The following is a 13,822-nucleotide window of genomic DNA, read 5'->3' on the forward strand; positions in this document are numbered from 1 at the left end:
AGTTGAATCAACTCATCAGAGTGGTAGCGACAAATTAGTCTCTGTCTTCGGCTGTTTCAATTTCTTGAACAACGTCTTGTGCTTCTTCTTTCACGACTGATTCTGCTTCTTTTTCCAGCTGTTTCGCTGATTGTTGTTCCGCAAATTTGGTTAGTGCGTCAACGGTGATTAAATCATCATCGTCATCGTCCATATCGCGTAACTCAATCTCAGCTTCCTCAATGTCCAAGACACGCATGTCTAAACCAAGTGATTGTAATTCTTTCACTAATACTCGGAATGATTCAGGCACACCTGGTTTTGGAATTGGTTCACCTTTAACGATGGCTTCGTATGTTTTCACACGTCCGACAACGTCATCAGATTTGTAAGTTAAGATTTCTTGTAATGTGTAAGCAGCACCGTAAGCTTCCAGTGCCCAAACTTCCATTTCCCCGAAACGTTGTCCACCGAATTGAGCTTTACCACCCAACGGTTGTTGCGTAACAAGAGAGTAAGGTCCGATTGAACGAGCATGCAATTTGTCATCAACCATGTGGGCTAATTTAATCATATACATGACACCAACGGAAATACGGTTATCAAATGGTTCACCTGTACGTCCATCGTAAAGAACTGTTTTAGCATCGCTAGCCATACCAGCTTCACGAACAGTTTCCCAAACGTCTTCATCGGTTGCCCCATCGAAAACAGGTGTTGCGACGTGAATACCTAATTGGCGAGCAGCCATACCTAAGTGTAATTCAAGTACTTGTCCGATATTCATACGAGAAGGTACCCCTAATGGGTTCAACATGATATCAACAGGTGTTCCGTCAGGTAAGAATGGCATATCTTCTTCCGGCATAATACGGGAAACAACCCCTTTATTTCCGTGACGTCCCGCCATTTTATCTCCTTCGTGAATTTTACGTTTTTGAACGATATAGACACGAACTAACATGTTGACACCTGGTGATAATTCATCGCCAGCTTCACGAGTAAAGATTTTCACATCATGAACGATACCGCCGCCACCGTGAGGTACACGGAGAGACGTATCACGAACTTCGCGGGCTTTCTCCCCGAAGATTGCGTGTAATAAACGTTCTTCTGCAGATAATTCTGTAACCCCTTTAGGTGTGACTTTCCCAACTAGTAAGTCGCCATCTTGAACTTCAGCACCAATGCGGATAATCCCCATTTCGTCTAAGTCTTTCAATGCGTCTTCCCCAACGTTTGGAATTTCACGGGTAATTTCTTCAGGTCCTAATTTTGTATCACGTGCTTCTGATTCATATTCTTCAATATGCACAGAAGTGTAGACATCGTCTTTAACTAAACGACGGCTCATGATAATGGCATCCTCGTAGTTGTAACCTTCCCATGTCATGAAGGCAACTAAGACGTTTTGCCCTAAAGCCATTTCGCCTTCTTCCATAGAAGGTCCATCCGCTAAAGTATCGCCTTTTTCAACTTTTTCACCTAAGTGAACAATTGGGCGTTGGTTGTAGCTTGTTCCTGAGTTAGAACGACGGAATTTTGTAACCATATATTTGTCTAATGCGCCATTGTCGCGACGAACGCGAATTTCTTTTGCATCGACGAATTCTACGACACCGTCATGTTTACATAGTAAAGCAGCACCTGAGTCATGGGCTGATTTATATTCCATCCCTGTACCTACCCACGGAGAGCGTGGTTGAATTAACGGCACCGCTTGACGCTGCATGTTGGCACCCATCAAGGCACGGTTGGAGTCATCGTTTTCTAAGAAAGGAATACATGCTGTTGCGACTGCGACTACTTGTTTTGGTGAAACGTCCATGTAGTCAACTTTGTCTACGGCAACTTCTAAGTTTTCACTTTGTAGACGCGCCATAACAACATCATTGGCAAATGTGCCATCTTCATTTAAAAGTGAGTTCGCTTGCGCTACGATATAATGGTCTTCGATGTCTGCTGTTAAGTAATCTACTTGATCAGTAACACGGCCTGTCGCACGATCAACACGGCGATAAGGCGTTTCGATGAAACCAAATTTATTCACTTTTGCGTAACTAGATAAACTATTGATCAACCCGATATTTGGTCCCTCAGGCGTTTCAATTGGACACATACGACCATAGTGAGAGTAGTGAACGTCACGAACTTCATAACCGGCACGGTCACGAGTCAAACCACCAGGCCCTAAGGCTGATAGACGACGTTTATGGGTTAACTCACCTAATGGGTTTGTTTGGTCCATGAACTGTGATAACTGTGAAGAACCAAAGAATTCTTTGATACTTGCTACCACTGGACGGATGTTAATTAATTGTTGTGGTGTCAATGTTTCTGTGTCTTGAATAGACATTCTTTCACGAACCACACGTTCCATACGGGCTAAACCAATACGGAATTGGTTTTGTAATAATTCGCCTACTGAACGGATACGACGATTACCTAAGTGGTCGATGTCATCGACATTACCGATATCTTCCATTAAGTTGAAGAAGTAGCTCATTGAAGCAACGATATCTGCTGGACGAACTGTTTTTACGCTGTCGTCTGGATAGCCGTTACCAATCACATTTACGATACGTTCAGGATCTTTTGGTGAAAGAACTTGAATCACTTGGATTGTCATTGGTTCAGTTACTACCGCATCTTCACTTGGATAGTAAGTTACGCTGTTTAAGCCGTTGTCAATGTATTCGCCTAATGTTTCCATGATTTGGTGTGTTAAAACCGTGCCTTTTTCGACAATGATTTCACCAGTTTCCGGATCAACTAGCGTTTCAGCTAAGGTTAAGTTTAATAGACGTGTTTTTAAGTCTAATTTTTTGTTAACTTTGTAGCGACCAACGTTTGCCAAATCATAACGTTTTGGATCAAAGAAACGTGCAGTTAACAAGCTACGTGAGCTATCTGCTGTTTTTGGTTCGCCTGGGCGAAGACGTTCATAAATGTCTTTCAAGCCTTCTTCTGTACGAGAATCACTTGCATTTTTGTGTAAATCTTTTTCAATTGTGTTGCGTAAGCTTTCGCTGTCGCCGAAAATTTCGAAGATGGTATCATCTGAACCGAAACCTAAAGCACGAACTAACACAGTTAAAGGAATTTTACGTGTGCGGTCAATCCGAACATAAGAAATGTCTTTCGCATCTGTTTCCATTTCTAACCATGCACCACGGTTAGGAATGACTGTTGAGCCAAAGCCTTCTTTGCCGTTTTTGTCCACTTTTCCATGGAAGTAAACACCTGGAGAACGAACTAATTGGGAAACGATAACACGTTCTGCCCCGTTGATGATGAAGGTACCCATTTCTGTCATTAATGGGAAATCGCCGAAGAAGACTTCTTGGGATTTAATTTCACCTGTTTCACGGTTAGTTAAACGTAATGTTACATGTAATGGCGCAGAATAGTTGGCATCATGTGCGCGGGCTTCTTCTACTGTGTACTTTGGTTCTTTTAATTCATAGTCAACAAATTCTAAGGATAAGTTTCCTTGGAAATCATCAATTGGTAAAATGTCTTCAAACATTTCACGAAGTCCCTCATCTAAAAACCATTGATAAGAGTCTGTTTGGATTTCAATTAAATTTGGTAATTCCAATACTTCACTGATACGTGCGAAACTTCTACGTTCGCGATGCTTTCCGTATTTTACTACGTGTCCAGCCAAGCTCTTCACCCCTCTAGTTATAAGTCTATCAAAACACCGATCCGAAAAATTACATTTACGTTACATATATTAAATATATGTAACAAAAAGCATTTTTTGCAGTTTTTAAGCAAAAAAAAACCAAAAATAGAACATGCTTCCGAAAAATTTTCTGGCGTTTCTACTTTTGTTTTCCTATAAAAAACCGGAACGGACAATATTTCGCTCCTGCTTCGTCACTTTCAGATAGTTTTTGCTCTATAGATTCTACTACCTTTGTCCAGAAAAGTCAAGGGTTTCTTTAAGGTTTTCTTTTTCATAAAAAGGAGTTTTTTTGTAAAGGGTTTTAATGAAAAAATGCGTAATAAATAATTACGCATTTTTTCAACAACTAGAAAATATATTCAATTATTTGGTCAATTTTCGCCATATCTTTTAATGGCAAATGCTCAATTTGACTTAATTTTCTTTCAGTGAAGTCCAAAGATTTCAGTTGTGAGATCACTACTTGTCCATGGGTTTCTATGACATCGGGCAACGTATATCGAGTGGGAATATTTTTAATGGTGGAAGTAATCGGGCAAATCACAGCAAACATGGTTTTCCGATTAAATTCATATCTTGACACGACTAAACCAAGGCGTCTCTGCTGAATTTCTTTACCTGCAGCAGGATCAAAATCAATCCATACAATATCTCCTTTTTTGGGAATGTACTTCTTTTCAACGTTCATTAAAAAAGTTCTCTCCCCTCAGGTGCAAGATCATGCCACTCATCTTTTTCATAATACTCACCTTCTGGACCTTCACTAAATGGATCCTGAATTTTAGGGACTAATGTAATTGTACCGTCGTCAGAATACATCACAATATATTCTTGGCCGACTTTTGGTTTTTTACCATTATCAGTGGGTAAAGTTAAAACGACCGAGTTTCCTTGTCTTCTTGATTTAGTTGTTAGCATGAAATCACTCCCTTCGCTTCATTATACTATGCCTTTGCAATGATGGAAAGAATTTTAAATCACACTTAATGTGACTGAGTTTACTATATAATGCGTGTGGGACAAAAATCACTTTGGATTTTTGCTCCACGCTCAAAAACTGATAAACGGCGGGAACAGAAGCAACACTACGCGTTGCTCCAATCTCAACAACTTCTAAGGTGTTTTCTCGACATGCGTCTCGTCACAGTACAGCCTTCAAAAGAGCTAAAGCTCTAAGAGTTGAAGGTCCTTCGGAAATAAGCCGAAATTCTCCAAAAATTAAAGAACAATTTTCGGAAATCCCTTCTTATTTCTCGGAGTTAAACGCTTCTGGCCCGACCTCCTTTTCCCCTATCTTCCTCTTCACACAAAAAAACGAATGCAAAGATGCATTCGTTTTTGACTAACCGCCACCTAATAAAAAGTCTAGGACATTCATGCCGCCGCTTGTTTGGCTGCGGTAAAGTTCGGTGTAGCCGCATTGGGTACAGCTAATTGTAATAAATTTTTTATTTTGAACATCAAAAATTTTCGCAAAGTTCCCACCTGTTGCTTGAAATTGGTCCGACACATAGTGCATGTTGCCACATTTCTCACAAACATATTGTTGCTTTTCCATTCCCCTCACTCCTTCTCAATAAAATAAGTATAGCAAACGCCTGCTTCATTTTCCTCCATCCTAAGATGGATTTTTTCACTAGTTGACCAAGCCTTTTCCTTTCCGCTACAATAAGCATAACGAATCGGAGGAAAAAATATGTCGACAAAAAGCCAAGTCCTAACTTTATTGATGAAACAAACGCCCGCATTCCTTTCGGGCGAAGAGATGGCACAACGTCTGTCCGTATCTCGCACAGCTATTTGGAAAGCGATTAATGAATTGAAAAAAGATGGCTATCAAATTACTAGCGTGCAAAATAAGGGGTATCGCCTTGAAAAATCAGATGTCCTTTCTGCAGAAGGCATTCAGTTGGCATTATGGCCCCAAACGCCGCCTTTAACAATTACCGTCCTAGAAACATCTGAATCTACCATGACCGATTCTAAGCGGGCGATTTTAGACCAGACGCCCGACAATACTTTGATTGTTGCTGACATGCAAGAAATGCCGCGGGGCAGGTTCGGCCGACCATTTTTCGCTACGCCAGGTAAAGGGATTTACATGAGCATGGTGCTTCAACCGAACCAAAATTTTGAAGAAATCGCCCAATATACTGTGATTATGGCCGTAGCGGTCGCTCGAGCAATGGATGCTCTGGCAGGCGTTCACACAGAAATTAAATGGGTCAATGATCTTTATTTAAATGGCAAAAAAGTTTGCGGGATTTTGTCGGAAGCCATGAGCAATGTGGAAACAGGGCAGATTTCCAATGTCATCATCGGCATGGGGATTAATTTTTCAATTACAGAAACCGAATTTCCTGAGGACATTCGGCAGAAAGTGACTTCTCTTTTCCCAGATGGTGAACCGACAGCGACGCGAAATGAATTAGTCGCCAACATTTGGAATCATTTTTATCAAATTTTAGACGAACGTTCAACGAAAGACTTTTTAGAAGAATACCGACAACGCTCCTTTGTGATTGGCAAAGACGTCGCTTTTACCCAAAACGGGCAAGACTTCCGCGGCGTTGCGACAACCATTAATGGAAATGGAGAATTGATTGTCCAGTTGCCTGATGGCACGGCCAAAACGTTGTCTTCTGGGGAAATTAGTTTGGACCAGATTGGTGAATGGCATCGAGGATAAGTAGGGAAATTTAGAAAAAAGAAAGCGGGACATCAGTCGTTTTGACTGATGTCCCACTTTCTACTTCTGAAAATAATCAGCTGAACAAAAGCAGCCCCTTCGAAAATAAGCCAAAATTGACTTTCTCACACAAGTGTTCGGCGTATCTTAATCCTTCCAAATGTTGAGAATCACGAAGAACGTAGTGATTTGATGATGAACAGGACCTACTTGGTTCTTGGCGCTAAACACTTTTGTCTCAGCCGCATTATCTTGATACCTGATTATTGAACATTAACATCTATCGCTTGATAAAATGAATTAATCGTGTCATTGATATCCCAAACGGCATAAATAACATGGTATCCTTTCCTATCAGCGGGAATATTTATTCTGTGTGTTTCTGTATCATTGACCATAAATCCTTGACCAGGAGGTAAATCTTGACCGATTGGTTGCCCTACTATGCCAATCAGTTCCATTTCGTCCATCGTTAATGGTGCATTAGGATTCCATCCAGGTTTCGTCATATAGTATCTAAAACGATTGGTCTTATGTTTTGCCGTCATCACCCATTTAAAATTATTCTCTCCTGTTGTTATATTACTTTTTACCCAACGAGTGGCTGTTTGTTCATCTAGTTTGGAATAGCTTGCTAATCCAGCTGAAGGCAACCTTCCATTTAATTGACCCGTGTCTAATAATTTAGTTGGCGCTTCAATTCCTTGGGGTGTCGTGATAATTTCTGGCTGTGAGCTGTCTTGACCAGGCCCCCATCCAAATCCGTTTGCTTCCGCATTTTTGACTCGACTGACTGGGCTATCAACATAGCCGTGTGCATAACTCTGCTGTGCATCTCCTAAAGCAAAAACACTGATCATCGTTGCGCCTACTGCAATTATGAATAACATCATTTTTTTCATGTATATCGCTCCCTTATAAGCAAAACCCTTCAAAAAACATGTAATCTTAATCAACTGAAACGTAAAATCTCCACAACATCATTTTTACTTTTTCGATAGCGACCATCAACTTTGTGCACAATTATTGTCGACATATTTATTTTAAATGAACTAGCAATTCAATAGCAACTGTCCGCCTTTTTTACTGAGAAAAACTTATAGCACTCTTATAAAAAATGTTTGTTTTTTAATTTATCATTATTGAACACCTACTATTTATAGCGATTAACCGAGAACAGCCTTGCCCACTCTTTTTTTAGAATGCTCAAGTACTGTTTTTTTTAACTGCTTCACTTCCCCACACCTTTAAATTTATTTAAAAAACAATAAATTTTCTTAAACTTCATTGTGAGAACCGCTGCATAAATTCTATACTTCTAGCGTTAGATAAAATAACCTTGTTAGGTGAGGCTCCTATCCAAACATAGGCTATTGCGCAGAAATGTCGAAAGACACCAATGTGTAAAACAGGAATGGTCGAATTAAGGCTCTTCTAAAAATAGCTAAGAGAAATCTTTACGTTGGATAGTGCTAAAGCTCAGACGATGAGAACCGATTGGCTTGCTGTGTCCTGTTTAGTCGCAAGCGCTTATTTACGATCGATGCTGGCTTAGTCTACTCTTTCAAGGGAAAAAGAAAGGGATTCTCATGCAAACATCGAATAAAAAATTTCCACTTTATGCCCTAACAACGCTTGGTTTTACTTTCCTCACTTTGTTAGTGGCGGCTAGTCCAAATTGGTTTCAACAAATGGACGAAGCTATCTATCACATCAAATGGCAATTAAATGCCCCACTTTTAACAGCGGTCAATCTGTTAGCAAAAACAGCCACAATTGGACCAATGCTGCTATTCTTCTTATTATTGATGGTTTACCTTTTACGCAAAAAAGAAAAAATTCTAGCCTTTTGGGCTGTCAGTAACCTATTAGCTGTCGGCTTCTTAGGGAGCGTTTTTAAACATGTGGTGGGTCGGGCTCGACCAAACCTAGGCGCTTTAGCTGATCGAAGCTCTGCTAGCTTTCCCAGCGGACATTCATTATTAGCAATGGCGCTAGTCTGTACGATTTTGATCATTTTGGCCTATCTTCATGTCGAAAAAACCAAAGGCATCAAAATTTTCTTACTCACTTATTTAGTTTTGATTGTGTTAGGTCGCTTAATCTTACGCGTTCATTATCCTAGTGATGTCATCGCTGGGATGCTCCTAAGTTATAGCTGGATCAACTTTTCATTTCAAATTGTTCAACGTTATTTGCCGGCATCAGAACCAGAGGAAGCAGAAGTACCGACACAACGCCGGCACCGCCATTCTCGTAAAAGAAAAAGTTTATTCGTGGTCTTCAGTTTAACCCTTTTATTTTTAGGCACACTTTCTGTTTCGGCTTACGGCGTCAGCATGTATCGCAATTTGCAAAAAACGGCGAACACCATGTATAAACCAAGAAAATCTTCCACGAAGAGTCCCGATTTAGCCAAAGGGGAGCCGGTTAGTTTCTTAATTATGGGAATTGCGAATGACTCAAAACGCAAAACCGATTACCGCTCCAACGCCTTAATGGTGGTTACAGTGAATAATCAATTACAAAAAACTACCATCACCAGCATCCCGCGCGACTACTATGTGGAAATGGCTGGCACCAATGGCGAATACAATAAAATCAATGCGGCCCACGTTTTCGGTGGTGCCGATATGCAAATTAAAACGGTTGAAAATGTCTTGCACATCCCAATCAATCATTACTTTTCAATTGATATGGATGCTATGAAGGACCTTGGCGATGCGGTGGGCGGCGTCACTGTTGACAATGCCTTTGCTTTTGACGCTGAAGGGATTCATTATCCGAAAGGCAAACAGCATTTAGGGGGCTGGGAAGCTTTACAATACGCGCGCATGCGTTACGAAGACCCCGAAGGCGACTATGGTCGTCAACGCCGCCAACGAGAAGTTTTAATCGAATTAACCAACAAGCTACTTTCTTTTAACAGCTTGCTAAAATATCAAGAAATTCTGGACGTAATCGGCGAACATGGTGAAACCGACTTGTCCTTTGACCAAATGATGGCGATGCTAAAAAAATACACCCCCGCACTAAAAACGATTGAAACCGATCAATTAAAAGGCTACGATTACACTGGCGATGGCGTGACAGGGATTGAAGGTATTTCTTATCAACTTGTTGAAGAGAGTGAACGCCAACGTGTCGAAAATGCCATCAAAGAACAAATGAACCTCTCTACGAAAGACACTGAACAATCGCAATAACGACTAAAAAGCAGCGCCCCTTAATGAAAGGGGCGCTGCTTAACTTTGCCTAGTTAGACGGTCATTTCAAAAATATTAATTTTTGTCACCGTTAGTAACGGCTCTACATCAGAGAGGTATGTTAGCGCATAGCTCTCTTTTCATTACCGTTATAGCACAATTACCTGAAAAAATATATTGGGAACTAATTATTTTTTTGTTTTACATGGTATAATCTATGTGTAGAGAAGTTATGGCGGTGGCAAGCGCACAGGAACATGCGCTTTGCAACGAGCATCGCAACAAAGTGAGAAGCATAGGAGCAGAGACTTTCCCTTTCGGTGGTGGTGCTTATGAATGTAAGTACTAAAATCTATGAAAGGAGAGGCCTTTTGTCAGCATATGAAACAATTCAGACGATCCTAGGTTTTGGTATGTTTACCATTGCTTTGATTGCACTGATTGTGAAATTGCTTAAAAATGACAATAAAAAATAACCGTCAACTTTGACTGAGTACGGTTATTTTTTGTAACTAAAAAGGTCACCGTCTTAAACGGCTCTACATCAGAGAGGTATGTTACAGCATATCTCTCTTTTCATTGCTATTATAGCACAATTTCCTAAAAAAACATATTACAAACTAATTATTTTTTAGTTCTACATGGTATAATCTATGTGTAGAGAAGTTATGGCGGTGGCTATCCAATCTGAAAGGTGGTGGTGCTTATGAATGTAAGTACTAAAATCTATGAAAGGAGAGGCCTTTTGTCTATCGCAGAAGCTTTAGCTCTGATGATTAGTTTCGGTTCTTTTATCGCGACTTTAATCTTCGGAATCCTAAAGGTTGTTAAAGAAGACAAGAAAAAATAACCGTCAACTTTGACCAAGTACGGTTATTTTTAAATAATCCAAAAAGTCACCGTCTTAAACGGCTCTACACTAGAGAGGTATGTTACAGCATATCTCTCTTTTCAACGCTATTATAGCACAACGACCATCAAAAGACCATCAATAAAAATGCCCGAGCCTTAGAAAAATAAGAGGCTCGGGCATTTTTATTTTAGGGGCCAGTCACTAAATTCCACGTGACGGCGGCTTGGTATTGTTGGCCAGCCATACCTTGGTTGGCTGGCACTTCTAGTTTGATGTTAGCTAACGTGAAGTCTAGTTGGTAAACGTCACTGCCTGTGAACTGTTGGTTTGCGACCACCGCTGTTGCGGTATTGTCGGCGGTTAAAGTCACGGTGCTGGTCTTGCCAAGTGGTGTCCTGGTTTCTGTTGGTTGGTTGTAATCGGTAAAGCTTGCAGCAGCGGCCGTTCCTAGCAACAAGCGGGTCGTTGTTGGCAAGCTGTCTGTGGCTGATTTCGGTTGTGACAGCTGGGCCGTTAAACTCCAATTGGCTTGGCTAGTATTCAGGCGTAAATAAGGGTTGCGAGTGCCATTGCCGTAGTAATCTGCGGCCTTCTTCAAACCATATTGTTGCTTACTTCCTGAAATTGCTAGTTTACCAAAATCAAATGTCGGGGTACTAATAAAGCCGTCGCCGTCAGGGCTCGTAATTTCTTGATCTAAATCTTTAATACGGACCGTATCTTTGGCGGTTAAGCTGCCAAAGTTGCCCGTTACCTCAACATCAGCGGTTAAAACTTGACCAGGTTGACCGGTCACGGTGGCTCCTAATATGTTCATTTTTAATTGACCGCCAGCTGGTAAAGGCTGATCCAACGTGATGGACACTCCTGCACCGGTCGTCCATTGTTCTTTGGTGACAGGAAAGGCTTTGGTGTTTTGACCCGTTCCTTGTACAAATATCGTGTTGGGTGCGCCGATGCCAGCCGCCCAAGTTGCCGTTGGCTTGATTTTAATGGTGGTTAACGGCGCTTCGCCTGTGTTCTTCAGTAGTGCTTCCCAGTAGTCCATTGTGGCGCCATTTTCAATTATGTCAACGGCACCTGTTAACGTTAGTTCCGCGGTGGGAATCGCTTCTTGGTACACAGCGGTCATGTCGTCCTCATCATTAAAAGTTGGTGTAAAACTTGGGGTCGTTGTCGTCTTTAATGTTGCTGGCTTGCTTTTGCCTTTAAACCACCCTTGGAAGATATAGGTTTTTTCACCAGCTTGGTAGATTTTCGGTAAAGTTTTTGCGGCAGTGTAGACATAGTTTTCACTGTCCATCACTAGCTGATTTCCTTGTGTAAAGCCAGTTGGTGGCGTGATTTTTGCACCACCATCATCTACAAAATGTTCAGTGACCCGCCGATTTTCTAAGTAATAATAAATGGTGCCATCGGGGGTCGATAAATTATAGTTGCCCCCAGCAGTTCCTGAATAGATACTCATTGAGTAAAGTGTCTTCGTGGGGTCCCACGTCCAGTAAGAACGGCGGGCAGTATAGCGCGTAGCACTTTTTTTGGTCAAGTTATACGCAGTGGTTCCCACTAAACTACTAACAATGTTGTCGGGGTTTTCGATGCCACGGCGCACTTCATTTGGTACTGGATACTTGGTTTTATCCCCTGTATACGCAGTAGTTGGTTTAATCGAAATCGTCTGGTAATACTTAGGAATTTCAACACTCACTTCTTGCGGGCCATAAGTTAAGATTGTCCCATCGTCTGGGCGTGTGTAGACTTTTTGCGGGATGGCTAATTTCTTTAATTGACTTGCTGGCATATCGATTCCATCAATTGTGGGAAAAGTCGTCATTTCCCCTGTGGCTCCGTCACTTTCACCCATGGTCGCACTTAGCTTAAACTTGGCGGGATTAATCAAGTTTCCTTGCTCATCAACATAGCCGAATAAAGCTTCTCTCGCTGGCAACGTATAGGTTTTCATCACTGCTTCTTCATAGACCACATGCAAATCGTCATTGTCATCATAGGTCACCGCATAACTAGGCGTTTTGGTGGTTTCCAACGTGCTAGGTTTTGCATTCCCTTTGTACCAACCTTTAAATAAATACGTCTTCCCATCACTGCCTGTGTAACGTTCAGGCAAAGTGCCTTCTTGGGTAAAAGTAAAATCCTCCCCCGTCACAATGGTTTTCTTATCCTGCGTAAAACCTTCTGGCGCAGGAATCGCCCCGCCTGCGGGATTCTCAAATTTTTCCGTGACACGCCGCTTTGTTAAATAATAATACACAGGACCCGATGTTCCTCGTCTTTGGTGCGAACTAGTTGGACCGCCGACATCTCCATAAAAATAGGTCAGTGCATACGTAACGCCTCCTGGTGCCGTAGCTACCGTATATTTAAACGTCTTTTTAGGACCAAACGTCAGCTTATTGGGCATTTTTTCATTGGTTAACTCTAATTCCGTCTCCGCATTGGCGCCCACATAGTTCGTCACTTTGCCCCCAACGTTCGCAAAAACCGTTGGCACTGGATATTGCGTAGTGTCTCCTGTATAAAACGTACTTGGTCGAATGTCCAGGCTCTGATACTCCTTAGGAATAGTAAACGATACTTCAGAAACGCCATAAATATTACTTGGATCCCGATTGTTGGTATCATATTTAAAAGCTGGTGACGTTGGAATAGACAGTAACTTTCCGCCATTCACAGTGGTAGGCTCAAGGGGGGTTCGTTGTAATTTCTCTTCATAAAACGAAAACGAAGAAAGATTGACCGCCATCGTAATTCGGTCGGGATCAAACAACGTCCCGTCTTCCTCCACAAAGAAAAAGGGAATCTCGCGCCCTTCCACAGAAGAATAACCAATCGCTCGAGAAGCAATTCTTGCCGTTTCCTGTGGCGGCTCTGTTTTCGCTTCACTAGCGACCGTTGCCTGTGACTCTTCGGTTGGCTGTGTCGTCTGGCTCGCTTCGTCACTAGACTGAGATGTTGCTACTCCTTGCTCCGTCTCCCCAGTAATCGTTTCCGCTAACACAGTCACACCAACCACTGAATCCATGAACAAAGAACAACTTAACCCAACAACTAGCCATCTTTTCCAATTTACTCGCTTCATCTTGCTCCTTCTTTCTATGTAAAAATTCAATCTATAGTCTCTATAAAGTCCTTTCTTAATCAGTATCCTGTTATTATCGATACTGATAACTAGCATTTTTTTATTTATTTTACCAAAGAACACACCGCTTGAAATTTCAAATTTTGACATATTGAGTGCCGTTTTTTAGTGATTCCTATCCTTTCAAGGCTGAGCGCCTCTGTTCCCTTTGAAAACAAGTGTTATTTTAGCGAAAATCAAGGATTTAAACGCTCTTTTGATGAACTCCAACTGTTTTTTCCTTAATATTTAAACCAAAAAGCTC

Annotated in this window: 10 protein-coding genes and 1 riboswitch; of the genes, 4 read left to right on the forward strand and 6 right to left on the reverse strand. The window is 41.4% G+C overall.

Going from position 1 to position 13,822, the window contains the following annotated elements:
- Positions 1–34: 34 nt before the first annotated feature.
- From rpoB to IGJ24_RS12880, 4 genes are all read right to left on the reverse strand, one after another.
- Positions 35–3,649: a DNA-directed RNA polymerase subunit beta gene (gene rpoB, locus IGJ24_RS12865; RefSeq protein ID WP_002389470.1), complete on the reverse strand. Its 3,615-nt coding sequence runs from the start codon at positions 3,647–3,649 to the stop codon at positions 35–37.
- A 370-nt stretch (positions 3,650–4,019) separates the two neighbouring features.
- Entirely contained in the window at positions 4,020–4,361 is a 342-nt protein-coding gene (locus tag IGJ24_RS12870) for a type II toxin-antitoxin system PemK/MazF family toxin (RefSeq protein WP_002396016.1), read from the reverse strand.
- Positions 4,361–4,591, reverse strand: coding sequence for a type II toxin-antitoxin system PemI/MazE family antitoxin (gene mazE / locus IGJ24_RS12875; protein WP_289865720.1), 231 nt, complete (start codon positions 4,589–4,591; stop codon positions 4,361–4,363). Before mazE ends, IGJ24_RS12870 begins: the two co-directional genes overlap by 1 nt.
- A gap of 424 nt (positions 4,592–5,015) precedes the next feature.
- Positions 5,016–5,231, reverse strand: a complete 216-nt coding sequence (locus IGJ24_RS12880) for a zinc ribbon domain-containing protein (protein WP_002354768.1) — start codon at positions 5,229–5,231, stop codon at positions 5,016–5,018.
- 138 nt (positions 5,232–5,369) lie between these two features.
- Between IGJ24_RS12880 and IGJ24_RS12885 the strand changes: the two genes are divergently transcribed.
- Complete coding sequence (locus IGJ24_RS12885) at positions 5,370–6,362, forward strand: biotin--[acetyl-CoA-carboxylase] ligase (RefSeq protein ID WP_289865718.1); 993 nt, start codon at positions 5,370–5,372, stop codon at positions 6,360–6,362.
- 263 nt (positions 6,363–6,625) lie between these two features.
- On the opposite strand, the gene IGJ24_RS12890 is transcribed toward IGJ24_RS12885, so the two are convergent.
- Entirely contained in the window at positions 6,626–7,264 is a 639-nt protein-coding gene (locus IGJ24_RS12890; protein WP_002375448.1) for a lytic polysaccharide monooxygenase, read from the reverse strand.
- 429 nt (positions 7,265–7,693) lie between these two features.
- A riboswitch (M-box (ykoK) riboswitch) is annotated at positions 7,694–7,860 on the forward strand.
- A 91-nt stretch (positions 7,861–7,951) separates the two neighbouring features.
- Here IGJ24_RS12890 and IGJ24_RS12895 point away from each other — a divergent pair.
- From IGJ24_RS12895 to IGJ24_RS12905, 3 genes are all read left to right on the forward strand, one after another.
- Entirely contained in the window at positions 7,952–9,568 is a 1,617-nt protein-coding gene (locus tag IGJ24_RS12895) for a phosphatase PAP2/LCP family protein (RefSeq protein ID WP_085444189.1), read from the forward strand.
- 332 nt (positions 9,569–9,900) lie between these two features.
- Complete coding sequence (gene pepG1, locus IGJ24_RS12900) at positions 9,901–10,044, forward strand: type I toxin-antitoxin system toxin PepG1 (RefSeq protein WP_289865717.1); 144 nt, start codon at positions 9,901–9,903, stop codon at positions 10,042–10,044.
- Between the two features lie 230 nt (positions 10,045–10,274).
- On the forward strand, positions 10,275–10,418 hold the full coding sequence (locus IGJ24_RS12905; RefSeq protein ID WP_002387585.1) for a putative holin-like toxin: 144 nt from the start codon (positions 10,275–10,277) through the stop codon (positions 10,416–10,418).
- Between the two features lie 190 nt (positions 10,419–10,608).
- Here IGJ24_RS12905 and IGJ24_RS12910 read toward each other — a convergent pair whose 3' ends face one another.
- A complete protein-coding gene (locus tag IGJ24_RS12910; protein WP_162784119.1) occupies positions 10,609–13,668 on the reverse strand; it encodes a WxL domain-containing protein in 3,060 nt (1,019 codons plus the stop codon).
- Positions 13,669–13,822 lie beyond the last annotated feature (154 nt).

The organism is Enterococcus sp. DIV0546, from assembly GCF_051712785.1.
Lineage (GTDB): Bacteria > Bacillota > Bacilli > Lactobacillales > Enterococcaceae > Enterococcus > Enterococcus faecalis.

Excerpts from the sequence above, each read along its gene's own strand:
- IGJ24_RS12890 (WP_002375448.1), bottom strand. The coding sequence starts at position 7,264 with ATGAAAAAAATGATGTTATTCATAATTGCAGTAGGCGCAACGATGATC.
- IGJ24_RS12885 (WP_289865718.1), top strand. The coding sequence starts at position 5,370 with ATGTCGACAAAAAGCCAAGTCCTAACTTTATTGATGAAACAAACGCCC.
- pepG1 (WP_289865717.1), top strand. The coding sequence starts at position 9,901 with ATGAATGTAAGTACTAAAATCTATGAAAGGAGAGGCCTTTTGTCAGCA.
- mazE (WP_289865720.1), bottom strand. The coding sequence starts at position 4,591 with ATGCTAACAACTAAATCAAGAAGACAAGGAAACTCGGTCGTTTTAACT.
- IGJ24_RS12880 (WP_002354768.1), bottom strand. The coding sequence starts at position 5,231 with ATGGAAAAGCAACAATATGTTTGTGAGAAATGTGGCAACATGCACTAT.
- IGJ24_RS12905 (WP_002387585.1), top strand. The coding sequence starts at position 10,275 with ATGAATGTAAGTACTAAAATCTATGAAAGGAGAGGCCTTTTGTCTATC.
- IGJ24_RS12910 (WP_162784119.1), bottom strand. The coding sequence starts at position 13,668 with ATGTCAAAATTTGAAATTTCAAGCGGTGTGTTCTTTGGTAAAATAAAT.
- IGJ24_RS12870 (WP_002396016.1), bottom strand. The coding sequence starts at position 4,361 with ATGAACGTTGAAAAGAAGTACATTCCCAAAAAAGGAGATATTGTATGG.
- IGJ24_RS12895 (WP_085444189.1), top strand. The coding sequence starts at position 7,952 with ATGCAAACATCGAATAAAAAATTTCCACTTTATGCCCTAACAACGCTT.